This window comes from Micromonospora chalcea, from assembly GCF_028768405.1.
Taxonomy (GTDB): Bacteria; Actinomycetota; Actinomycetes; order Mycobacteriales; family Micromonosporaceae; genus Micromonospora; species Micromonospora chalcea.
The window spans coordinates 4,767,668-4,788,165 of record NZ_CP118233.1; the positions used below are offsets into that span (position 1 = coordinate 4,767,668).

The following is a 20,498-nucleotide window of genomic DNA, read 5'->3' on the forward strand; positions in this document are numbered from 1 at the left end:
CCGCCCAGGGACGCGCCGTCCCTAAAGCATCGCGATCTGGCCGGGCAGTTCGGGCGGACCGGAGAGCACTGCGCGGAGCTTGTTGATCTGCGGGAACTCACTCGCTCCCGCCTCACCCCATAGGCTCCGCCACTCGGAGTCGTCGCCGAGGACCCGGTCAAGTGCTTCGATCGCCAGTTGTGGCAGGTCGTCGTCCAAGCCAAGGGCTTTGCAAGGAAGAAGTTCGGGGTTCGAGGACCTCAGGCCGGGAACGGACGGTTGACGCGTGCGTCGGTGAGGACGGCGGTCCACCAGGCCAGTTCGGCCAGCGCGCTGGCCAGCGCCTTGTTCGTGCCGTCGGCGGGTGTGAAGCGGTTGCTGTCGTCCAGGGCTTCCCACGGGGCAGCCAGTCCGAGGCAGCGTCGCGTGGTGACCATGTTCAGTTCGGCCAGGACACCGCGCAGGTGTTCGATCGCCGCGTACCCGCCCTGGACTCCGTAGGCGACGACGGTGGCCGGCTTCAGCATCCAGGCGGCGTAGTGCCAGTCGATGAGCCGCTTCAGCGATGCGGGGTAGGAGTGGTTGTACTCCGGGGTGACAAACACGAACGCGTCGGCGGCTTCGATCCGGTCGGCGACCTCGGTCCTCGGGCCGCCGCCGGGAGAAAGCCGGGTGTCGTCGGGCAGGGTGATCCCGGCGAGGTCGATCAGGTCGACGTTGACGCCACTGCTCTGCTGGAGCGCGGCGACGACCCACTCGGCGATGGTCGGGCTCATCCGCCCGTTGCGAATGCTGGAGGCGATCACCGCGACTCGCGTCGTGGTCTGCGCGGCGGTGGTGGAGTGGTGATTGGCATGTGCTGTCGGAGCGGTCATGTCCACCACGCTGCGGGTTGAACATATGTTGAAGTCAAGCCGGATCGACGCGCATCGTCGGGGGGAAGCAACCCCTCGCGGCGTACGGTGAGGGCATGACGCTCACGAACCCGGTCGTGGCATACGCGACCGTCAGCGAGGTCGCCGCCGACAGTGGAGTGGCGCCCTCGGCGGTGCGGTTCTACGAGAAGCACGGCGTGATCAACGCGGTGCGTACCGCAGGCAACCAGCGCCGGTTCGACGAGTCCGCGGCCTGCCGCATCCATGTCGCCAAGCTCGCTCAGCGGGTCGGGTTGACGGTGCGCGAGATCGCCGAGTTGTTCTCCGCGCTTCCCGCGGACCCGGGACCCGAGGATTGGGGTCGGGTCGCCGAGCACATCGTCACCGAGGCCGAGCAGCGCGTGGCCGACCTGAAGGCCCGGCTCGAACTGCTCGGTTCGGGCGCCAGGCTCTGCGATCTGGGAGCGGCACTGGACTCCTGACGCCGCCGGCTCGGCACCCGGCTGGAGGCGCTGGACCCTGACCGCAGACGCCGCCGGAAGTCGCTACCGCTTCGTCGCGTACCTGCTCAGGGTCACGCCGCCGGGAAACGTCCGCGTCTCCACCAGGTCGAGCTTCGACCAGCCGTCCAGCGCGCCGAAGAACGACGTGCCGGCGCCCACGAGGACCGGGTGGGTGACGATCTCGTACTCGTCGATCAGCCCGGCCCGCATGGCCGCCCCCGCGAGGGCTGCACCACCGACCCTCATCGGGCCGCCGTCCCCGGCCTTGAGCCGGGTTATCTCAGCGATCGCGTCCCCGGTGAACAGGCGGGCGTTCCAGTCGACCTTGTCGATGGTGGAGGAGAACACCACCTTCGGCGTGTCCCGCCAGTTCCGGGCGAACTCGATCTGCGCCGGGGTGGCGCCCGGCTGCTGGTCGCCGGTCGGCCAGTAGCCGCTCATGTTCTCCCACAGGCGGCGCCCGTACAGGAACAGGCTGACCGCCCGCTCCTGATCGAGCCACCACTGGAACAGTTCGTCGCTCGATTCGCCCCACCCGATGTCGTCGCCGGGCGCGGACACGTAGCCGTCCACTGTCAGGTTCATGCCGTAGATCAATTTCCGCACAGCGCATGCCTCCGTCGGTCGGTCCCGCAACACCGGACCCCGCAGGTCAGTCGTGGCGGTGACGCAGAATGTAGTCGATGTGGCGGATGGTGTCCCGGCGGTCGTACTCGCTGATCGAGTCCCACAGGTCCGCCAGCCAGTAGAGCGATACGGACAGCATCCACGCCCATCCGCGTACCCAGGTCGCCTCGTCGAACCCGAGCGCCTCCCGGTAGGCGGCCCGGGCGCGGGCGTCGAACAGACTCCAGCCGGGTCGCACCTCGACGGCCGGATCGCCGCGGCCGAGACCGCCGAAGTCGATCACGCCGGTGAGCCGGCCCCGGTCGACCAGCAGGTTGCCCGCCAGGAGGTCAGCGTGCAGCCACACCGGCGGTCCCGGCCACTCGTCCGCCGCCATCGCCTCGTCCCACGCCGCGGTCACCGCCCGGCCGTCGATCCGGTCGCCCAGCTCCGCGATCGACCGGCGGGTCAGTTCGTCGCGCTGCACCAGGGGTACGCCGCGCTGGATGCCTTCCTTGACCGGCCCGTCCATCGGGTCGATCGCGATCATCGCCCGTACGAAGCCGGCGAGGTCGACGGCGAGGTCGACGTGGTCCTGCCCGGATTTCGGGTTGTCCCCGTCGAGCCACGGGACGACGGTCCACGGCCACTGATAGTTCCCGCCGGGTCGGCCGACCGCGACCGGCACCGGCACGGGCACCGGGAGGTGAGGGGCGAGCCGCGGCAGCCAGGTCGCGTCGGTCGTCACCTGGTCGACCGCCCACGGCGCCCGTGGCAGCCGTGCCGTCAGGGAGTCGCCCAGCCGGAACAGCGCGTTGTCGGTGCCGTTCAGCGGCTGCGGCACGATCGGCAGGCTCGACCATTCGGGGAACTGGTCGGTGACCAGGGCGCGTACCTGCTCCACAGTGACGACGATCTCTCCCGGACGCATCGACGCGACCGTAGGACCCGCCGGATCACACGGTCAATCGAATTCGGAGCGCGGCGTGATCCTGATCATGAACCGATCGGTACAGAACTCTGCTACGGTTGGCTCCGAACCGAGCGGTACAAAATATGCGGAGGGGAACGAGCGATCATGAGCGCCACCACTGAGGAACTGCGTGACTTCTACCTGCGGTACGTCGATCTGGCGAACAAGCGGGAGTTCGACCGCATGGCCGACTTCGCCCACGAAGAGGTGATCATGAACGGCACGCCGGTCCGGATGGCGGACATGGTGGCCGAGTTCTACAAGCACGTCGAGGCGGTGCCGGATCTTCACTGGGAGATCCAGGAGGTCGTCGTCGAGGGCGACCGGATCGCCGCCCGCCTCGTCGACACCGGAACGCCGGTCAAGGAGTGGAACGGCCTAGCACCTACCGGCGCCTCGGTCTCGTTCGTCGAGACCGCCTTCTACCGGCTCCAGGACGGCAAGTTCAAGCACATGTCGTACCTGATGGACACCGACTCGGTGCGGCGGCAGCTCGCCGGCTGACGGGGGAATCCGGAAAACGCGGCGCGCCCAGCCCGATGCGACATCGAGCTGGGCGCGCCCAGGAAGCTATGCGACGAAGCGGGAACGACGTCGGCGTCCGATGACGTAGCTGGCGCCGCCGAGGAGCAGCAGCGCCCCGCCGATGCCGGCCACTGTCGCGGTGTCGGAGCCGGTCACCGGCAGGCCGCCACCCTCGCCACCACCGTCGCCGCCGGGTACGCCCACGCTTGCGGAGGGACTGAGGGGCGGCACGACTGTCGACGTGGCGCTGGGCGTCGCGGTCGGCGTGGTCGTGGGCTGAGACGGCGTCGGCGTCGGCTGGGATGCGCAGTCGAGCGCGCGAGCCTCGTGCAGGCCGTTGTTCAGGTAGGCGAGGTAGGCCTCGACGGACGGGTTGTCGAGCACCTTCTGCGCGGCGGCCCGCACGTTGGGGCCGGCACCCGTCATCGTCTGGCCGATCGAGACGCGCAGAGCCGTCGCCCAGCGATTCTCCACGTTCTTGAGGTATGCGCGAAGGTCGTCCGAGGTGCCCTTCAGCCGCTCCTCGATCTCGCCCGGCAGAACGGGCAACGATTCGGCCTGCGCCTCGGCCAGGAGCCGGTAGGCCAGCAGCCGCAGCTCGGAAACGTTGGCCGTGTCCAGGTCGATGGTGACGAGCTCGCGGAAATCCTTGTACACCTTGCGTTCGACCGTCTGGCAGGCGTCGTTCAGCCCGGGCACTGCGGTCTGCGCCGCCGCGGGCGCCGCCGGAATCACAAAGGCCAGCGCCACCAGGGCGCCGGCCGGGATTTTCCATCGCATGTGGACTTTCCTCCCCGTGTAGATCAAAACATGGAGATGTTACCGGCGTCCCTTCGAAGCGCAAGGAGCATTGATTGCGCTAACGGCGCAGTCGATCAACCGCCTCTCTTATCGCCGCTACCCGGCTCGCCAGTGGGCCGGCCGGCACGTCGGCGAGGTCGAATCCGGCCTCGCGATAGGTCAACTCGTGGATCCGCTCGAAGACGAGTGATTCCTCGAAAGTGATCCGGCGAGCGGCGGTCGCCTCCACGAAGCCCTGATGGCGTACGAAGAAAACGGTTTGTTCGTAGTGGCGATTCGCCGTCATGCCCTCGATCTCGGCGAGCAGCGCGGGCGGTGCGGCACGGCCCAGATAGCGGCACAACGCCAGCGTGCAGACGGGCGAACGGTCGTGGAAGACGACCTCGCCGGCGTTCGCCGCGGCTCGGCGACGGCGCTCCCGTTGGAGATCCAGCACCCGGTCGGCGAAGCCCGGCTCACGCCACGGCTCCGGTCGTCCGAGCGCCTGGTGAAGCGCGATCACGTCGGTCGCCGCCTCCTCCACGACGGGGTACCCGTCGATCTCCAGGCGCCGGAGAATCGCTGTCTTACCGGAGCCGGGAGCGCCGGTGAGGATGTATCCGGGCATGTCGTCCTCCGAATGGCGGGCAATCCGCTTGATAGGCAAGCTGTCACTTGCCTATGGTGGGTGACGTGGGCGATCTGTACCAGGCGCTGGCCGACCACACCCGCCGCCTGATCCTCGACGAGCTGACCGAGCGCGACGGTCAGACCCTGTTCGAGATCTGCGGGCGGCTGGCCACGAAGCACCAGGTCACGTCGTCCCGGCAGGCGATCTCCCAGCACCTCGACGTCCTGGAGGCCGCCGGCCTGGTCGTCACGCGGCGGCAGGGTCGCTACAAGTTCCACCACCTCGACACCCGGCCGCTGCGGGCCGTCACCGAACGATGGCTCAGGTCCGCCGAACCCACCCAGGAGAACCCATGAGAATCAACCTCACCAGCGTGTACGTCGACGACCAGGACAAGGCGCTGCGCTTCTACACCGAGGTGCTGGGCTTCGTGAAGAAGACCGACGTGCCGACCGGCGAGTACCGCTGGCTGACAGTGGTGTCGCCGGACGCCCCGGACGGCGTGGAACTGCTGCTGGAGCCCGATGCGCACCCGGCCGCCAAGGCGTTCAAGGAGGCGCTCGCGGCCGACGGCATCCCGCTGACGCAGTTCGCGGTGGACGACGTGGCCGCCGAGCACGAGCGGCTGCGGGGCCTCGGCGTGCTGTTCACCCAGGAGCCGGTCGACATGGGCCCGGTGACCACCGCGGTGTTCGACGACACCTGCGGCAACCTGATCCAGATCGCACAGTACCGGTAGCCGGGCGCTGACGCCGCGCTGAACCGCTGGACACGATCGGTCACCCTGGCGGCATGACGGTGTGGCGGCGCCCGTACTCGCTGGACCTGGCCACCTCCGGCTCCATGGTCGTGGCGGGGCTGGCGGTCGGCTACTTCGTGCTCATCGTGTTCGGGGTCCGTAGCGGCAGTCTCCTGGAACGGGAGGCGGTCGTCCTCGGAGTGTGGAACGCCGGCGTCCTCGCCGTCGCGGTCCGCCGCGCGATGCTCGGCGTCTGGGTGAGCCCCGTCGGCGTACGTTCGCGCTCGCTTCTCCGCACGACCACGGTGCCGTGGGCGTCGGTCGCGGATATCCACAGCGGTACGGGTTCGATAGCAGGTCTGGACATGGGACGCGACGCGATCGTCATCGAGCGGACCGACGGCGCGCCGGTGCAGACGCCGATCCAGTCCGGCGCCATCGTCCGGCCGTTCCGCCTGGAGCTGACCCGGCTGGTCACCTGGCCGGAGCACTACGACGAGATCCTCGCGACCCTGCGGGAGTGCCACCGCGAGGCCCGGCCCCCGGAGCAGCGCGCGGCGGCGAGCCCGGCGCCGGATCCGGTCCGCGTCGACCGTCCGGACCGGACCCGGCCGCCCGCGCCGAGCGCCGGGCGGCGGCGTGACATCCACGCGCTGACCCGGCAGTACGAGCGCGGGGTGCTGACCGACGCCGAGTACGCGGCCGAGTTGGCGCGGCTGCGGGGTGACGAGTAGGCGTCAGGCGAGCCGGTCGAGCAGTTCGCGGCTGCGGCTCACCACGAGCGCGGTCGCCTCGGCGTCGTACGAGGGCAGCGAGCTGTCGGTGAACAGGTGCCGGTCGCCGGGGTAGACGTACAGCTCGCCGCGTTCGGGGCCGACGATCGACACCAGCTCGCGGGCGGCGTCCACGTCGCCTTCCAGCCCGAAGAACGGGTCCTGCTCCATGCCGTGCACCTGTACCGCCACGCCGTCGGGCCAGGGGCCGATCGCCCACTCACCGGTCACCGGCAGGCAGGCTTCGTAGAGCAGGGCGGCCCGGGCGCCGGGCCGGGTCTGGGCGAGCCGCTGGGCGATGGCGGCGCCCCAGGAGACACCCGCGTGGACGAGGTCGGCGGGCAGGTCGGCGACGACCGCGTCGGCGCGCTGGTCGAGGACGTCGCCGCCGATGCTCTTGACCAGCGCGGCGCCGTCGGAAATGGCGGCCGGCCGTTCGCCGTCGAATAAGTCCGGGGTGTGCACGGTGTGTCCGCCGGCGCGCAGGGAGTCGGCGAGGGCGCGTACGCCGTCGGTGAGTCCTTGAATGTGGTGGAAGAGCACGATCTCGGCCATCACTACACTCCTGAGTTGTCAGACCAGAGTTATCGAACGAACCAGAATTTTAGAACGGTCGAGAAATGTCGGTCAATCAGCGGATCCCGGACTACGACCTCGAGGACCTGCTCGTGGTCACCGCCCCGGAGCAGTTGCGCGCGCTCGCCGACCCGCTGCGCAGCACGCTCCTGGAACTGCTCCTGGAACGCGCCGCCACGGTGAACGAGCTGGCCCGCGCGGTCGACCGGCCGAAGAGCAGCGTCGCGTACCACGTGAACCAACTGGTGGACGCCGGGCTGCTGCGCGTGGTGCGGACCCGGCGGGTACGCGCCATCGAAGAGCGGTTCTACGGGCGTGTCGCCCGCACCTTCTACGTCGGCGCGCTCACCCGGACAGAGGACAAGCAGGTCGTGTCCCGGATCAACGGCCTCGCCGAGGCGGCAGCTGAAGCGGCCGCCGCGCACGCCGCCGACGAACTGCGGTGCACGCTCGTGCACGCGCGCATCCCGATCGAGGACGTCCGCGAGTTCTGGGCGGAGGTGCAGGCGCTGGCCCGGCGGTTCGCGCAGATCCCCCGCGCCGGGGACCAGGTGTACGGCTTCGCCGCCGGCCTCTACCCCACGGACGCGCCCACGCTCCCGGACACGGACCCCGCCCCTTCGACGGGGTCTCGCCGGGGCGGCGAAGAGAGCAGGCTAGCGTCGGAAGCGTGAGCACCGGATCCCCGCGCGTCCTGCCGGCCGAGCGCGGCATCGACGAGGCCGCCGCCGTTCTGCGCGCCGGCGGGCTGGTCGCCTTTCCCACCGAAACCGTCTACGGCCTGGGCGCCAACGCGCTCGACGCGCGGGCGGCGGCCCGGATCTTCGAGGCCAAGGCGCGGCCCAGCTTCGACCCGCTGATCAGCCACCTGGCCGACGCCGCCGACCTGGCCGCGCTGGTGGGCGAGGTGCCGGCGGCGGTGGCCGAGCTGGCGAAGCGCTTCTGGCCCGGCCCGCTCACCCTGATCGTGGACCGACCGGAGATCATCCCGCCGATCGTCACCTCCGGCCTGGACACCATGGCGGTACGCGTACCGGACGAGCCGTCGGCGCGGGCGCTGATCGCGGCGGCCGGCGTGCCGGTGGCCGCGCCGAGCGCGAACCGGTTCGGCCAGCTCAGCCCGACACGCGCCGAGCACGTGGTGGCCGGGCTGGGCGGTGCCGTGGACGTGGTGCTCGACGGCGGGCCCACCCGGTGCGGCATCGAGTCGACGATCGTGGACGCGCGCGGCGACCGGCCGGTGGTGCTGCGGCTGGGCGCGCTTCCGGTCGAGGCGATCATCGAGGCGGTCGGCCCGGTCGAGGTGCGCCAGGGCAGCTCCGGTCAGCCCGTCGCGCCCGGGACGCTGGCCGCGCACTACGCCCCGCGTACCCCGTTGCGGTTGGGCGCGGCGGCCGAGCCCGGCGGCGGCCGGCGGGGGTTCCTGGCCTTCCGGGAGCCACCGGCGGACGGCGACTGGGCGGCGGTGGAGGTGCTGTCGCCCGACGGCGACGTGACCGCGGCGGCGGCGCGACTGTTCGACGCGCTGCACCGGCTGGACGCGGCCGGGGTGACCGAGATCGTCGCCGAGCCGGTGCCGGACACCGGAGTGGGCCGCGCGATAAACGACCGGCTGCGCCGGGCCGCCGCCACCTGGCACTAGAACTGTTCCGCGTCGGGACGCCCGTGCGAGCCGGGCTGCGGCATGCGGTCCATCAGCTTGGTGAGCGTGCCGTTGGCGAACGTCGCGCCGAGCGCCGAGCCGGTGGCGATTGCCCAGCCCACCGGGCCCATCGGGGTGCAGCCGAAGAACTGGCTGACACCAGGCGTCTGCACCACCGCGACCAGCGCGCCCACCGACGCGGCGGTGGCGGCGAGCACGCTGGGGCTGGTGCCGCCGGCCAGTACGGTCTGGCCGAGCTGAGTGCCGATCAGGGACGCCAGCGCGACGGTGCTGGCCCGCCGCTGGGTGCCGGTCCACCTGGCGATCGTCCAGCCGGCGGTCGCGCCCAGCGTGGTCGACGCCGCCCGCAGCCCGATCTCCCGGGTCATGGTCACACCGAGCGAGGAGTCCGGACCCTCTCGTAGCAGGTGGTCGGCACGGTCGTCGGCCGGCGGCCGTACCGCGATGGCGAGCGCCGGCGCGAGATCGGTGAGCAGGTTGACCAGCAGCAGTTGCCGGCCGTTCAGGGCGGAGCGGCCGGTCGCGGCGGCGCTGAGCACGCTGAACGCGATCTCGCCGAGGTTGCCGCCGACCAGGATGCTGAGCGCGTGCCGCACCGACGACCACATGGCCCGGCCCTCGACCAGCGTGGCGATGATCGTCTCCAGCCGGTCGTCGGTGACCACCAGGTCGGCGGCGGCGCGGGCGGCGGGTGTGCCCCGTTGACCGAGCGCGATACCGACGTCGGCGAGCCGGATCGCCGGGGCGTCGTTGGCGCCGTCACCTGTCATCGCGACGGTCCGGTCCTGGCGCTGCAACGCCTGGATGATCCGTACCTTGTGCGCCGGCGTGCAGCGCGCCACCACGTCGGTGGCCATCAGGCGCTCGGCGAGCGCGGCGTCGTCCAGCCGGTCCAGGTCGGTGGCGGTGACAACGCGCTGGCCGCCGTCCTCCGGGCTGATCGTGGCGGCGATCGCCTCGGCGGTGGCCGGGTGATCGCCGGTGATCATGACGGTGTGTACGCCGGCGGCCCGGATCCGGGCCACAGCCGGCCGGGCGCTGTCCCGCACCCCGTCGGCGAGCGTCAGGAAACCCACGAAGACCAGGCCGTTCACCTGCTCGTCGCTGACCTGCTCGGTGGAGACCCGGCACTCGGCCACGGCGAGGATGCGGTGCCCGGCCCCGGCCCGCCCCGCCAGCATGGCCTGCACCTCCTCGCGCCCCGCCGCATCGAGCGGCCGGTCCCCCTCGGCGGTGCGCCGCGACGCGCAGCGCGGCAGCACCGACTCGGGGGCGCCCTTCACGCTCAGCAGCAGCCCGCCGGAGGAGCGGCCGACAGCGGCGCTGTAGCCCCGGGACGGCTCGAACGGCAGCCCGGCGGTGGCGGTCCACTCCGCGGCGCCGGTCCGCTCGGTCACCCCGGCGGCGTCCGCGCCGTGGCGTACCGCCCGGTCGGTCTGCTGCGGCAACTCGTCCGGGTCGGCGGCGGACGGGGTGGCCCGCACCGCGGCTGCCAGCGTCGACCGCAGCGGCTCGTCCAGTTCGCCCAGCACGGCGTACCGGCCGTCACCGGTGCCCACCCCGGCCAGCAGCAGCTTTCCCTCGGTGAGCGTGCCGGTCTTGTCGAAGCAGAGCACGTCGACGCGGCCCAGCGCCTCGATGGTCCGGGGGTTGCGGACCAGGGCGCCGTGCTCGGCCAGCCGCCGCGCCGCCGCCAGCTGCGCGGCGCTGACCAGAAACGGCAACCCCTCCGGCACCGACGCCACGGCCAGGTTCGCGGCGGTCGCCGCCGTTTCGGCAAGGGGTACGCCCCGAAGCAGCCCCGCACCGGCCACCGAGATCGCCGAGGCGGCCGCCAGCGGTACGGCGCTGCTGGTCAGCTTGCCCAGCCGCGCCTCCACACCACTTGCGGGCGGGGCCTGCCGGGCCATCGCGAGGCTCCGCCCGGACTCGGTCTCCGCGCCGGTGGCCACCACCACAGCGGTGCCGTGCCCGGCGGCGACTGTGGTGCCCTCGAACAGCATCGAGTGCCGCTCGGCGATGGCCGCCGCGACCACCGGGTCGGGGCTCTTCGCCACCGGCAGCGACTCACCGGTCAGTGACGACTCGTCCGCCTCCAGCCCGTCACTCGTCAGCACCCGGCAGTCGGCCGGTACGGCGTCCCCGGAGCTGATCGTGATCACGTCGCCGCGTACCAGCTCCTCGGCGGGCACCACCCGTTCCGCGCCGTCGCGCAGCACCCGGGCGGTGACCGCCGAGCGGGACAGCAGCTCGGCCAGCGACCGTTCGGTGTTGCGCTGGTGCACCGCGCCGACCAGCGCCGACCCGCCCACCACGCCGCCGACCAGCGCCGCGTCGACGAGTGAGCCGAACGCGGCGGAGAGCACCGCACCGGCGGCCAGCACCGGGGTGAGCGGGTTGGACAGCTCCTCGACGAACGAGCGGAGCAGCCCGGCCGGACCGTGCTCGTCGCCGACCTCGACGCGCCGCCGCCGGGTCGCCTCGCCCTCGGTCAGCCCGGACGCGTCGGTGCCGAGCTGTTCGAGGACGGTCTCCACCGGCATGAGATGCCAGGCGCTGAGCGCGGGCACCGGTACGCCGGTGCGGTCCGGCAGCCGGTGCGCCCGGAACACGCCGTGCGCGAACGCGAGCGCCGCCGCGCCGTTCACCGCCGCGAGCGTCGGGCGGGGCAGCCGCCGACGGTCGGCGGTGAATGCTCCGAGCGCGCCGAGCCCGGTGCCGGCCATGGCGACCCGGATGTTCTGCTCGGTCATCCGGCGGGCCACCCCGGCCGCGTCGATGAGCAGTGCCGGTACCCGCAGGTCGTCGCCGACCAGCAGGTGCGCGCCCCAGGGCGGCAGGTCCTCCGGGCCGTACACGCCGAGGCCGCAGTCCGAGGCGGCGAGCGCCGACCGCTCGCCGGAGACCACCATCACCACCGCGCCCTCGCGTTGCAGGTCGTGCACCGCGCCGGCGAGCCGGGCACCACCGGGTACGAGCAGGTCGGCGAAGTCGTACCGGCCGTCGTCCGCGCCGCCGACCACGAGCCGCAGGCCCGCCTGCCGGGCGGCCGACGCCAGCGCGTCCACGCCCGGTGCGGGCTCGGGCTCTACCCGCAGTACGGCGGCGAGCCGGCCGTTCTCGGCCAGCCCGAGCAGCCGTCCACCGTCGGCGCGCAGCCGCGCGCTGTCCGCGGTGTCCCCGGGATCGTCGGCGCCGAGCCGGTCCAGCGGGCCGATCCGCCAGCCGTCGGCGGCGCGTACCGCGTCCGGCTCGGCCGGGTCGAACAGCGCGAACGCCCGGGCGGCGACCTGCCCGGTGTCGGCGTCGGCCAGCGGCGACAGGTCGGCCAGCACCCCCCGGTCCGAACCGAGCACCGCCGCGTCCAGCACCACCGTGTCGATCCGGTCCAGCTCACGCAGCACGCTGCGGTCCATGGCGATCACGCCGCGCCGGGCGAGCATCCGGCCCAGTTGGGCGCCGTAACCCTCGCGGCCGGAACCGGGCGCCTTCGGCAGCGAGGACAGTGCCAGCGCGGCGGCCCGCTTGGGTCCCAGCACCGGCAGCGCCGCCGCTCCGGCGACCGCGCCGGCCGGGAGTACCCGCTTGGCGTAGCGCTCCGGCTGCCCGTCCGGCACCGGGCACGGCCGCTCGCCGTCCGGCACCCGGGCCACAGCCCGTTCCGGGTCACCGGTCAGGTGTGGCTCGGCCCGCCGCCACGCGGCCAGCTGAGCGGCCCCCTCGCCCCACTGCACGACGCGCTGCGCGCCGTCCAGCACGATCCCGGCCCAGCCGCCGGTGAGACCCTGCACCACCGCCTCGGCCAGCGGGAACAGCACCTCGGCGCGCGGGTCGGCGCGGATGCCCAGCCCGGCCAGCGCGTGCAGCTTCGGGTGCAGGTCGACAGCGCCGAGCAGCCCGGCGACCTCGGCCGGCACGGGGGTGAGCGGCAGCACCCGGGTGGCGGCGGAGATGCCCAGTCCGAGCACGTCGGACAGCAGCGCGCCGAACGTGCGCGCGGTACGCGGGCCGTCCTCGGGCGGCTGCGGCGGCTCGATCTCCGGGTCCGGCTCGTACGGGCAGGTCTGCTCGACGCGGGCCACTGTGGCGATCAGATCGCGCAGTTTCGGCGCCGGCTCCCCGGTCGCCACCACCACCCGGCCGGACGGCGCGTTCACCCGCGCCCAGGTCACGCCCGGCATCGACTCCAGCGCCGCCTCGACCTGACGGGCGAGCCGGTCGCCGCCGTCCTGGCAGACGCCGTGCACCTCGATGTGGTGGCGGCCGTCCTGCGACCACACCCGGCGGCTGGTCAGCCCGGTGAGCCGGGCCAGCCGGGCGGCGGCCGTACCCACGCTTCCTGCGACCTCGGAGACCTTGGTGGGTACGACCGTCGGGGACAGCAGGAGGCCGGCGAAGCGTCCCAGCGCCATCTCGCCTCCCGGTCTCGTCCCGGCGGCCCGACTTCCCGGCGCGGCGTCCGTTATGCCACCCGGACGGCAGAAGTTCGGGGTCCGGTCGTTCCCGCCGGACGAGACGGGGACCACAGTTGACCTCAACCCGGGGTGAGGTCCGAGGCTGTAGCCCATGACCAGCACCGCCGCCCTCCCGGCCGATCCACCCGTCGACCTGTGGTCGCCGCGCCTTCGGGCGATGACTGTGGGCAGCGTCGCCCTGGTGTCCCTGCTCGCGTTCGAGGCGCTGGCGGTGGGCACCGCCATGCCGACGGTGGCCCGCGCGCTGGACGGGCTCGGCCTGTACGCGCTGGCGTTCGGCGGCTCGTTCGCCTCCGGCGTGGTGGCGATGGTCGCCTCCGGCATCTGGTGCGACGCGCGCGGACCACGGCCGGCGATGTGGCACGGCGTCGCCTGGTTCGTCGCCGGGCTGGTCGTGGCCGGTTCCGCGACGACCATGGAGATGCTGGTCGTCGGGCGGGTGGTGCAGGGCTTCGGTTCCGGACTCGTCTCGGTGGCGCTCTACGTGGTGGTCGGTCAGGCGTACCCGGAGCAGTTGCGGCGGCGGATCTTCGCCGCGTTCGCCGCGGCCTGGGTGGTGCCGTCGCTGGTCGGCCCGGCGCTGGCCGGCCTGATCGTGGAACATCTGGGCTGGCGATGGGTGTTCCTCGCGGTACCGGCGGTGGCGATTCCGGCGGCGCTGCTGATCCAGCCGGGTCTGAAGGCGCTGGCCGGCACCGTGCCGACCCGGCCGCCCGCGGGCGCGCTGGCCCGCGTCGGCTGGGCCTGCGGGGCGGGGGCGAGCGCCGCACTGCTGCACTACGGGGGGCAGCAGCGCGGCGTGCTCGCCGCCGGCCTGATCGCCGGGGCGCTGGCCGGGCTGTTCGTCTGCGTACCGCGTCTGTTGCCGTCCGGGTTCCTGCGCGCGGCACGCGGTCTGCCGACGGTGATCGGCCTGCGCGCGCTGGCGTCGGCGGCGTTCGTGGCCGCCGAGGTGGTGATCCCGCTGATGCTGTCGCGGGAGCGCGGCTTCTCGCCCACCGGCGCCGGCCTGGTGCTGACCGTGGGGGCGCTGTCCTGGTCGGTGGGCTCGTGGATCCAGGGCCGGATCGCTTCGCCCCGGTCGGCGGCGAGCCTGCCCCGGGCCGGGCTGGCCTGCATCACCATCGGTACGGCGGGCGTCGCGTCGGCGCTGCTGCCCGGGCTGCCGGTGCTGCCGGCGGTGTTCTCCTGGGCCGTGGCCGGGCTCGGCATGGGACTGCTCTACCCGTCGCTGTCGGTGCTCACCCTGGAGCAGTCGGCCCCGGCCGAGCAGGGCCGCAACAGCTCGGCGCTGCAACTGGGCGACTCGCTCGCCGCGGCCACCGTGCTGGCGCTGACCGGCGCCGTCCTGGCCGCCGGTGCGTCACCCGGCCCGGCCAGCTACGCGACCACGCTGGCGGTGGCAGCGGGCTGCGGCCTGCTCGGCCTGACCCTTGCCGGTCGAGTGGTGCCTCGCCCGGCGGGCTGAGGCGTCGCCGGCCCGGTCGCCGCTCACGCGCAGTAACGCTCCTGCCGAAGGCATCGCCTGACTGCGGTATGACTCCTGGTCATGATTATGACTCTCAGGTATATCGCTCAACAGTCGTAGTCGCCTGCGCGGGGCTCACACACTGTGATGGAGCAGCCCGGCAAGCGCGACTTCGGGCCGACGGCCCGGCGAGCGGTCACGATCCCGGCCGGGCTGCCGTCCTGAATGCGGACCGAGTGGGCAGGGCGTGGCTGGGAGGAGTGGCGATGCGGGTGCTGGTGACCGGGGCGACCGGACGGCTCGGGCGGGTGGTGGTGCCCCGGCTGCGGGACGAGGGCTTCACGCTCCGGGCGACCAGCCGTCGGCCCCGTACCGGAGACGGGGTGGAATGGGTGAGCACCGACCTGGCCACCGGGGCCGGGCTGGCGGAGGCGGTCGCCGGGGTGGACGCGGTGCTGCACCTGGCCTCGTCGCCGCAACGGCGTACCCACGAGATCGACGTGCTCGGCACCCGCCGGCTGACCATGGCCGCCGACCACGCCGGGGTCCGTCACCTGGTGTACGTCTCGATCGTCGGCGTCGACCGGGTGCCGATCCCCTACTACCGGCACAAGCTCGCGGCCGAAGAGGTGGTGGCCGCCGGAACGGTGCCGTGGAGCGTGCTGCGCGCGACCCAGTTCCCCGAGTTCCTGGCGGACCTGCTGAAAGGCGCGAGCCGCCTCGGCCCGGTGATCGGGGACCGGGCCGTACTCGCCCAGCCGGTCGACCCGGCCGACGTGGCGGACCGGCTCGCGGTGCTGCTGCTCGCCGGACCGTCGCACCGGGTCGAGGACTTCGCCGGGCCGCAGGTGCTGCGCTTCGACGAGGCGGCCCGCACCTGGCTCGCGGCCCGCCGGGTACGCCGTCCGCTGCTGCCGGTCCGGATTCCCGGCCGCCTCGGGCGGGAGTTGCGCGGAGGCGGACTCACCACGACGGCCACACCGACCGGCACCCGGACCTGGGCCGACTACCTCGCGGACACGTACGGGGGAACCGGCGGAAGATGAGAACCGGTCGGGTCCGCATCGGCCTACCGTGACCGCATGCTGGTCTTCGTCGCCACAGTGCTCCTCTACGTCTTCGGTTTCGTCTTCCTCTACGGCGTGATCAGGGTCGGCGTCCGGCACGGCATCGAGGACGCCGAGGCGAACCGTCCCGAGGTGCTGCGCCGCCGGCAGCTCACCACCGCCGAGAACCGGGACTTCGCGCAGGAGAACGCGTTCCTCAGCAATCCCAACTGAGGGGCGGAGCCGGGGCCCGGAGGGTCGATCCGCGAAGCAGGTGCGAGGATCGCGACATGATGGGGACGCTGAAGACGGAGCCGGCCCGGGCACGGCTCGACCTGCTGGCCCCGCCGGTCGCCGCGGCGCTGCAGGAGTGGCCGGCCGAGGCCCCGGTGGACGTGGACGACGTACTCGTCGCCCCGATCGACGCCGACCTGGCCGACACCGCCGCGTTCTGCGAGGCGTACCAGGTGGGGCTGGAGGAATCGGCCAACTGCGTGGTGGTCGCCGGTAAGCGCGGCGGCGAGACCCGGTACGCGGCCTGCGTCGTGCTCGCCACCACCCGCGCCGACGTCAACGGCGTGGTCCGCAAGCTGCTCGACGTGCGCAAGGCGAGCTTCGCGCCGATGGCCGAGGCGGTCGAGTTGAGCGGAATGGAGTACGGCGGCATCACGCCCATCGGGCTGCCGGCGGACTGGCCGGTCCTCGTCGACTCCCGGGTGATCGCCACCCCGCACGTGATCATCGGATCAGGCGTACGGCACAGCAAGATCGCCCTGCCCGGGCCGGCGCTCGGCGCGCTGCCCGGGGCGAGGGTGGTGGAGGACCTGGCCAGGCCGGCCTAGGTCCTCATTCGCATCGATCTTGTTCCACGTGAAACATCAGGCTGCCGCTTCGCGCTGCGCCACCTCGCGCAACGCGGCGAGCAGCGTCTCCGGCTCCTGCGCGCCGGTGACCGCGTACTTTCCGGCCAGCACGAACGTCGGCACGCTGGAGACGCCGAGCTGATGCGCGGCGCTCAGGTCGGCGACGACCTCCCGGCGGCCCAGGTTCGACTCCAGGTACTCCCGCGCCTCGGTCTCGTCCAGACCGGCCTCGACGGCCAGCGTGACCAGCGCGTCGATCGATCCGACGTCGATGCCGTCGTGGAAGTGCGCCCGGTAGAGCCGCTCGACCATCTCGGCGGAACGGCCGCACTCGGCGGCGAAACGCACCAGCCGGTGCGCGTCGAACGTGTTCGCCGCCACCGCCCGGTCGAACCGCAGGTCCAGGCCCGCGCCCGCGGCGACGCCGGTGACGTGCGCGGCCATGCCCTCGGCCTTGTCCCGTCCGCCGAACTTGTCGCCGAGCGCCTCCAGCAGCGGCTTCGGCTCGGTGACCGGCGTCGGGTCGAGCTGGAACGGCCGGAACCGGACGTTCACCTCGCCGTCGTACGACTCCAGCGCCTGTTCCAGTCGGCGCTTGCCGATCCAGCACCAGGGGCAGACCACGTCGGCGTAGATCTCGATGTCCATGACCAGCGACAACCCGCCGGTCAGGAGATCTGTTCCCGGACCTGGCGCTTGAGCCGGGCCAGGATGGCGGTGCCGCCGCGTACGCGCAGCGGGCTGATCGCCTGCGCCAGGCCCATCCGCTGGTAGAGATCGTCCGGCACGGCCAGCACCTCCTCGGCGCTCGCCCCGGCCAACCCTTCGGCGAGGATGCCGGCGAACGCCCGGGTGGTGGGCGCCTCCGGCGGGCAGTCGAAGACGGTGCTGACCGTCTTGTCCGCGTTCACCTCGGCGCGCAGGAAGAACGCGGTCTGGCACTCGGGGACCTGCTCCAGCTCCTCCCGGTTCACACCCTCGGGCAGAGGCGGGATCACGTCGGCGAACTCCAGCAGCATCTCCAGCACGACGTCGCGCGGTGCGGCGGCGAACTCGTCCACGATCTCGGCCAGCTTCGTCGGCATCTCGGGCATGAGTCGAGGCTATCCGCCGCCGCGCGCCGTCATGCGACGGCGGTGGCGGTGCCCCGCGTCACGCGAGCGGGCCCGCTCTCACGCGTTCGGCGCGGCCTCGCTGATGTCGCTGAGCGCCGACTGGGGGTCGAGCTGCATGGCGAGGTCACCGAGGGAGACGATGCCGACGAGCTTGCGGTCGCTGTCGCAGACCAGCACGCGCCGGATGTTGCGCTCGCGCATCAGCGCCGCCGCCTCGTTCGCTGTGCAGTGCTGCTCGATCATGACCACCTCACGGGTGATGATCGAGCCGATCGTGGTGGTGCCCGGGTCGGCGCGTTCGGCCACCGCCCGCACCACGATGTCGCGGTCGGTCAGCATGCCGGCGAGCGTGGCGCCGTCGGTCACCACCACGTCGCCGATGTCCGACTCCTTCATCACCCGGGCCGCCTCGTCCAGCGGGGTCTCCGCCGGGAGGTAGATCACCTGCCTGGTCATCACGTCACTGACGCGGTACATGAGAGCCTCCGAACACCTCGGTCGATCCGTATGCGGTACCCGGTACCGCGTTCGCTACACCCCGTCGTGGCGCGTCGCGCCCACCTCGTCGCGCAGACGCTCCACGATGTCCTCCACCGGCACCTCGGCCCGTTCACCGGTGGCCCGGTCACGTAGTTCCACGTACCCGTCGGCGAGACGGCGGCCGACCACGACGGCGCGCGGAATGCCGATCAGCTCGGCGTCGGTGAACTTCACCCCGGCGGAGACGTGCGTGCGGTCGTCGACCAGCACCCGCAGGCCGGCGGCGGCGAGGCGCCCGCCGAGGTCGAGCGCCGCGTCGAGCTGCGGCCCCTTCCCGGCGGCGACCAGGTGTACGTCGCACGGCGCGACAGCCGCGGGCCAGACCAGCCCCCGGTCGTCGTGGTGCTGCTCGGCCACCGCGGCGACCGCCCGGGACACGCCGATGCCGTAGCAGCCCATCGTGGGCCGGACCGGCTTGCCCTCCGGGCCGAGCACGTCGACCGCGAACGCGTCGGTGTACCGGCGTCCGAGCTGGAAGATGTGCCCGACCTCGATGCCCCGCCGGATGGTCAGCTCACCGGCGTCGCAGGCCGGGCAGGGGTCACCGGGCCGCACCTCGGCCGCCTCGATCGTGCCGTCCGGTACGAAGTCGCGCCCGCAGACCACGTCGGTGGCGTGCCGGCCCGGCTCGTTCGCGCCGGTCAGCCAGGCGGTGCCGGGCACCACGCGGGGATCGACCAGGTAGCGGATGCCGTGCTTGGCCAGGATCTGCGGCCCGATGTAGCCGCGGACCAGCTCCGGGTGGGCGTCCCAGTCCTCGAAGACCGCCACCGTGGCGGGGGCCAGCACCGCCTCGACCCGCTTCAGGTCCACCTCGCGGTCGCCGGGCAGGCCGATGACCAGCGGTTCGGCCTGCTCGGCACCGGGCCTGCGGACGGTGAGGACCACGTTCTTCAACGTGTCGGCGGCGGTCCAGCCGGTGCGCCCGCCCAGCTTGCGGGCCTCGGCCAGCTCGACCAGCGCCGCGATGGTGGGCGTCTCCGGGGTGTCGTGCGTCTCGGCGGGCGGGTGCGCGTCCGGGTCACCGGCGGCCGGGGCGCGGGTCACCACCGCCTCGGTGTTCGCCGCGTAGTCGCAGGCGGTGCAGCCGACGAACGTGTCCTCACCGACCGGCGTGGCGGCCAGGAACTCCTCCGACGCCGACCCACCCATCGCGCCGGACATCGCGTGGACAGTGGTGAAGTCCAGCCCGAGCCGGGTGAAGACGCGCTCGTAGGCGGCCCGGTGCCTGTCGTACGCGGCCTGGAGCCCCGCGTCGTCCAGGTCGAACGAGTAGGCGTCCTTCATCAGGAACTCGCGCCCGCGCAGCAGACCGGCGCGGGGACGGGCCTCGTCGCGGAACTTCGTCTGGATCTGGAACAGCGTCACCGGGAAGTCCCGGTACGAGGTGAACAGGTCCTTCACCAGCAGCGCGGCCAGCTCCTCGTGGGTCGGCGCGAGCAGATGGTCGGCGCCCTTGCGGTCGGCGAGCGTGAAGATGTCGTCCCCGTATTCGGTCCACCGCCCGCTGGTCCGGTAGGGCTCGGCCGGGAGCAGCGCCGGGAAGTGCACCTCCTGGTCGCCGATCGCGGTCATCTCGTCCCGGACGATCGCGGTGATCCGGTCCAGCACGAGCTTGCCCAGCGGCAGCCAGGTGTAGCCGCCCGGCGCGGCCCGGCGGACGTATCCGGCGCGCAGCAGCAGACGGTGGCTCGGCACTTCCGCGTCGGCCGGGTCCTCACGCAGGGTCCGGAGCAGCAGGGTCGACATGCGCAGCAGCATTGCCGCAGCTTATGGCGCGAGCGGAGGGCCGGGCGACCCCTTTCGGCGTCCGCGCGGACCGATCGTCGCCGGCTCGGGGAGGTGGCGGCATCCGACTGGTGTCGATGCCGCCACCCCGCCGAGATGGTGCGGATGGGCCGGTAAATGTCGCGGGTGCCGGGTAGGAATGCGGCATGGCTGAGCGACCGCTGATGAAGCTGACGACAACGGTGCTGGACGCGCCGTCCGCAGAGGACCTGGCCGCGTTCTACGAGCGGCTGCTCGGCTGGATCCGGCGCGAGAAGGAATCCGACTGGGTCCTCCTCGCCCCGCCCGAGGGCGGCCACTGGCTGGCGTTCCAGGACGAGCCGGCCTACGTGCGGCCGGTGTGGCCGGCCGGTCCCGGCGACCAGCAGATGTCTGTCCACCTGGACATCAAGGTCGACGACCTGGAGGCAGCCGTGGCGTACGCGGTGTCCGTGGGCGCGACGCTGCCCGACTTCCAGCCGCAGGACGACGTCCGGGTGCTCCTCGACCCGGATGGTCACCCGTTCTGCTTCTACCTCTCATGACGGGCGACGCCACCGCGTCGGCGCGGGCGACCAGCCAGTACGCGACGACGACCGGC

24 protein-coding genes are annotated in these 20,498 nt (G+C 72.6%); 12 read left to right on the forward strand and 12 right to left on the reverse strand.

The features are described 5' to 3' along the window. Positions 1-21: 21 nt before the first annotated feature. A complete protein-coding gene (locus PVK74_RS21165) occupies positions 22-198 on the reverse strand; it encodes a DUF4259 domain-containing protein (protein ID WP_274477059.1) in 177 nt (58 codons plus the stop codon). A gap of 41 nt (positions 199-239) precedes the next feature. Next, positions 240-854, reverse strand: coding sequence for an NADPH-dependent FMN reductase (locus PVK74_RS21170; RefSeq protein WP_274477060.1), 615 nt, complete (start codon positions 852-854; stop codon positions 240-242). A 95-nt stretch (positions 855-949) separates the two neighbouring features. Between PVK74_RS21170 and PVK74_RS21175 the strand changes: the two genes are divergently transcribed. Further along, complete coding sequence (locus tag PVK74_RS21175) at positions 950-1,336, forward strand: MerR family transcriptional regulator (RefSeq protein WP_064448031.1); 387 nt, start codon at positions 950-952, stop codon at positions 1,334-1,336. Between the two features lie 63 nt (positions 1,337-1,399). Here the strand turns inward: PVK74_RS21175 and PVK74_RS21180 are convergent, their stop codons facing one another. Continuing rightward, positions 1,400-1,963 (reverse strand): dihydrofolate reductase family protein, encoded by a 564-nt coding sequence (locus tag PVK74_RS21180; RefSeq protein ID WP_274477061.1) that lies wholly within the window; start codon positions 1,961-1,963, stop codon positions 1,400-1,402. Positions 1,964-2,009: 46 nt separating this feature from the next. Next, positions 2,010-2,894, reverse strand: a complete 885-nt coding sequence (locus PVK74_RS21185; RefSeq protein WP_274477062.1) for an aminoglycoside phosphotransferase family protein — start codon at positions 2,892-2,894, stop codon at positions 2,010-2,012. 147 nt (positions 2,895-3,041) lie between these two features. On the opposite strand from PVK74_RS21185, the gene PVK74_RS21190 reads away from it, so the two are divergent. Then, entirely contained in the window at positions 3,042-3,440 is a 399-nt protein-coding gene (locus tag PVK74_RS21190; RefSeq protein WP_210883974.1) for an ester cyclase, read from the forward strand. A gap of 66 nt (positions 3,441-3,506) precedes the next feature. On the opposite strand, the gene PVK74_RS21195 is transcribed toward PVK74_RS21190, so the two are convergent. Both PVK74_RS21195 and PVK74_RS21200 read right to left on the reverse strand, forming a co-directional pair. After that, a complete protein-coding gene (locus PVK74_RS21195; RefSeq protein WP_113972324.1) occupies positions 3,507-4,241 on the reverse strand; it encodes an LPXTG cell wall anchor domain-containing protein in 735 nt (244 codons plus the stop codon). Positions 4,242-4,320: 79 nt separating this feature from the next. Continuing rightward, positions 4,321-4,908 carry an AAA family ATPase gene (locus PVK74_RS21200; RefSeq protein WP_274477063.1) on the reverse strand — a complete coding sequence of 196 codons (588 nt, stop codon included), beginning with the start codon at positions 4,906-4,908 and terminating at the stop codon, positions 4,321-4,323. A 14-nt stretch (positions 4,909-4,922) separates the two neighbouring features. On the opposite strand from PVK74_RS21200, the gene PVK74_RS21205 reads away from it, so the two are divergent. From PVK74_RS21205 to PVK74_RS21215, 3 genes are read left to right on the forward strand one after another with little or no spacing between them, the layout of a single operon-like run. Next, on the forward strand, positions 4,923-5,228 hold the full coding sequence (locus tag PVK74_RS21205; protein WP_043327664.1) for an ArsR/SmtB family transcription factor: 306 nt from the start codon (positions 4,923-4,925) through the stop codon (positions 5,226-5,228). Then, entirely contained in the window at positions 5,225-5,611 is a 387-nt protein-coding gene (locus PVK74_RS21210; protein ID WP_069089563.1) for a VOC family protein, read from the forward strand. Before PVK74_RS21205 ends, PVK74_RS21210 begins: the two co-directional genes overlap by 4 nt. A gap of 53 nt (positions 5,612-5,664) precedes the next feature. Next, positions 5,665-6,345 (forward strand): PH domain-containing protein, encoded by a 681-nt coding sequence (locus PVK74_RS21215; RefSeq protein ID WP_166456810.1) that lies wholly within the window; start codon positions 5,665-5,667, stop codon positions 6,343-6,345. 3 nt (positions 6,346-6,348) lie between these two features. Here the strand turns inward: PVK74_RS21215 and PVK74_RS21220 are convergent, their stop codons facing one another. After that, positions 6,349-6,939: a dienelactone hydrolase family protein gene (locus tag PVK74_RS21220; protein ID WP_069089561.1), complete on the reverse strand. Its 591-nt coding sequence runs from the start codon at positions 6,937-6,939 to the stop codon at positions 6,349-6,351. A gap of 65 nt (positions 6,940-7,004) precedes the next feature. Between PVK74_RS21220 and PVK74_RS21225 the strand changes: the two genes are divergently transcribed. Then, positions 7,005-7,634 (forward strand): winged helix-turn-helix domain-containing protein, encoded by a 630-nt coding sequence (locus PVK74_RS21225; RefSeq protein WP_069089560.1) that lies wholly within the window; start codon positions 7,005-7,007, stop codon positions 7,632-7,634. Positions 7,635-7,654: 20 nt separating this feature from the next. After that, a complete protein-coding gene (locus PVK74_RS21230) occupies positions 7,655-8,602 on the forward strand; it encodes an L-threonylcarbamoyladenylate synthase (RefSeq protein ID WP_043330800.1) in 948 nt (315 codons plus the stop codon). On the opposite strand, the gene PVK74_RS21235 is transcribed toward PVK74_RS21230, so the two are convergent. Further along, the gene (locus PVK74_RS21235; RefSeq protein ID WP_274477064.1) at positions 8,599-13,035 is read right to left on the reverse strand and encodes a cation-translocating P-type ATPase; all 4,437 of its coding nucleotides are present in this window, start codon (positions 13,033-13,035) and stop codon (positions 8,599-8,601) included. The two genes, PVK74_RS21230 and PVK74_RS21235, sit on opposite strands and share 4 nt — an antisense overlap. Before the next feature lie 154 nt (positions 13,036-13,189). Between PVK74_RS21235 and PVK74_RS21240 the strand changes: the two genes are divergently transcribed. The 4 genes from PVK74_RS21240 to PVK74_RS21255 all read left to right on the forward strand — a co-directional run bounded on the left by PVK74_RS21240 (position 13,190) and on the right by PVK74_RS21255 (position 16,454). After that, positions 13,190-14,566, forward strand: a complete 1,377-nt coding sequence (locus tag PVK74_RS21240) for an MFS transporter (protein ID WP_210869889.1) — start codon at positions 13,190-13,192, stop codon at positions 14,564-14,566. 266 nt (positions 14,567-14,832) lie between these two features. Next, a complete protein-coding gene (locus PVK74_RS21245) occupies positions 14,833-15,612 on the forward strand; it encodes an SDR family oxidoreductase (RefSeq protein WP_274477065.1) in 780 nt (259 codons plus the stop codon). A 36-nt stretch (positions 15,613-15,648) separates the two neighbouring features. Continuing rightward, entirely contained in the window at positions 15,649-15,846 is a 198-nt protein-coding gene (locus PVK74_RS21250) for a hypothetical protein (RefSeq protein WP_043327658.1), read from the forward strand. Between the two features lie 59 nt (positions 15,847-15,905). Next, positions 15,906-16,454 carry a YbaK/EbsC family protein gene (locus tag PVK74_RS21255; protein WP_043330797.1) on the forward strand — a complete coding sequence of 183 codons (549 nt, stop codon included), beginning with the start codon at positions 15,906-15,908 and terminating at the stop codon, positions 16,452-16,454. A gap of 36 nt (positions 16,455-16,490) precedes the next feature. Here PVK74_RS21255 and PVK74_RS21260 read toward each other — a convergent pair whose 3' ends face one another. The 4 genes from PVK74_RS21260 to PVK74_RS21275 form a co-directional block, all read right to left on the reverse strand. After that, positions 16,491-17,123: a DsbA family oxidoreductase gene (locus PVK74_RS21260; RefSeq protein ID WP_274477066.1), complete on the reverse strand. Its 633-nt coding sequence runs from the start codon at positions 17,121-17,123 to the stop codon at positions 16,491-16,493. 20 nt (positions 17,124-17,143) lie between these two features. Next, entirely contained in the window at positions 17,144-17,569 is a 426-nt protein-coding gene (locus PVK74_RS21265; RefSeq protein ID WP_013283255.1) for a SufE family protein, read from the reverse strand. Positions 17,570-17,647: 78 nt separating this feature from the next. Beyond that, positions 17,648-18,067, reverse strand: a complete 420-nt coding sequence (locus PVK74_RS21270; RefSeq protein ID WP_030499538.1) for a CBS domain-containing protein — start codon at positions 18,065-18,067, stop codon at positions 17,648-17,650. A gap of 54 nt (positions 18,068-18,121) precedes the next feature. Then, on the reverse strand, positions 18,122-19,891 hold the full coding sequence (locus tag PVK74_RS21275) for a proline--tRNA ligase (RefSeq protein WP_166456814.1): 1,770 nt from the start codon (positions 19,889-19,891) through the stop codon (positions 18,122-18,124). 173 nt (positions 19,892-20,064) lie between these two features. Between PVK74_RS21275 and PVK74_RS21280 the strand changes: the two genes are divergently transcribed. Next, a complete protein-coding gene (locus PVK74_RS21280; protein ID WP_064448017.1) occupies positions 20,065-20,442 on the forward strand; it encodes a VOC family protein in 378 nt (125 codons plus the stop codon). The last annotated feature ends 56 nt before the right edge of the window (positions 20,443-20,498 follow it).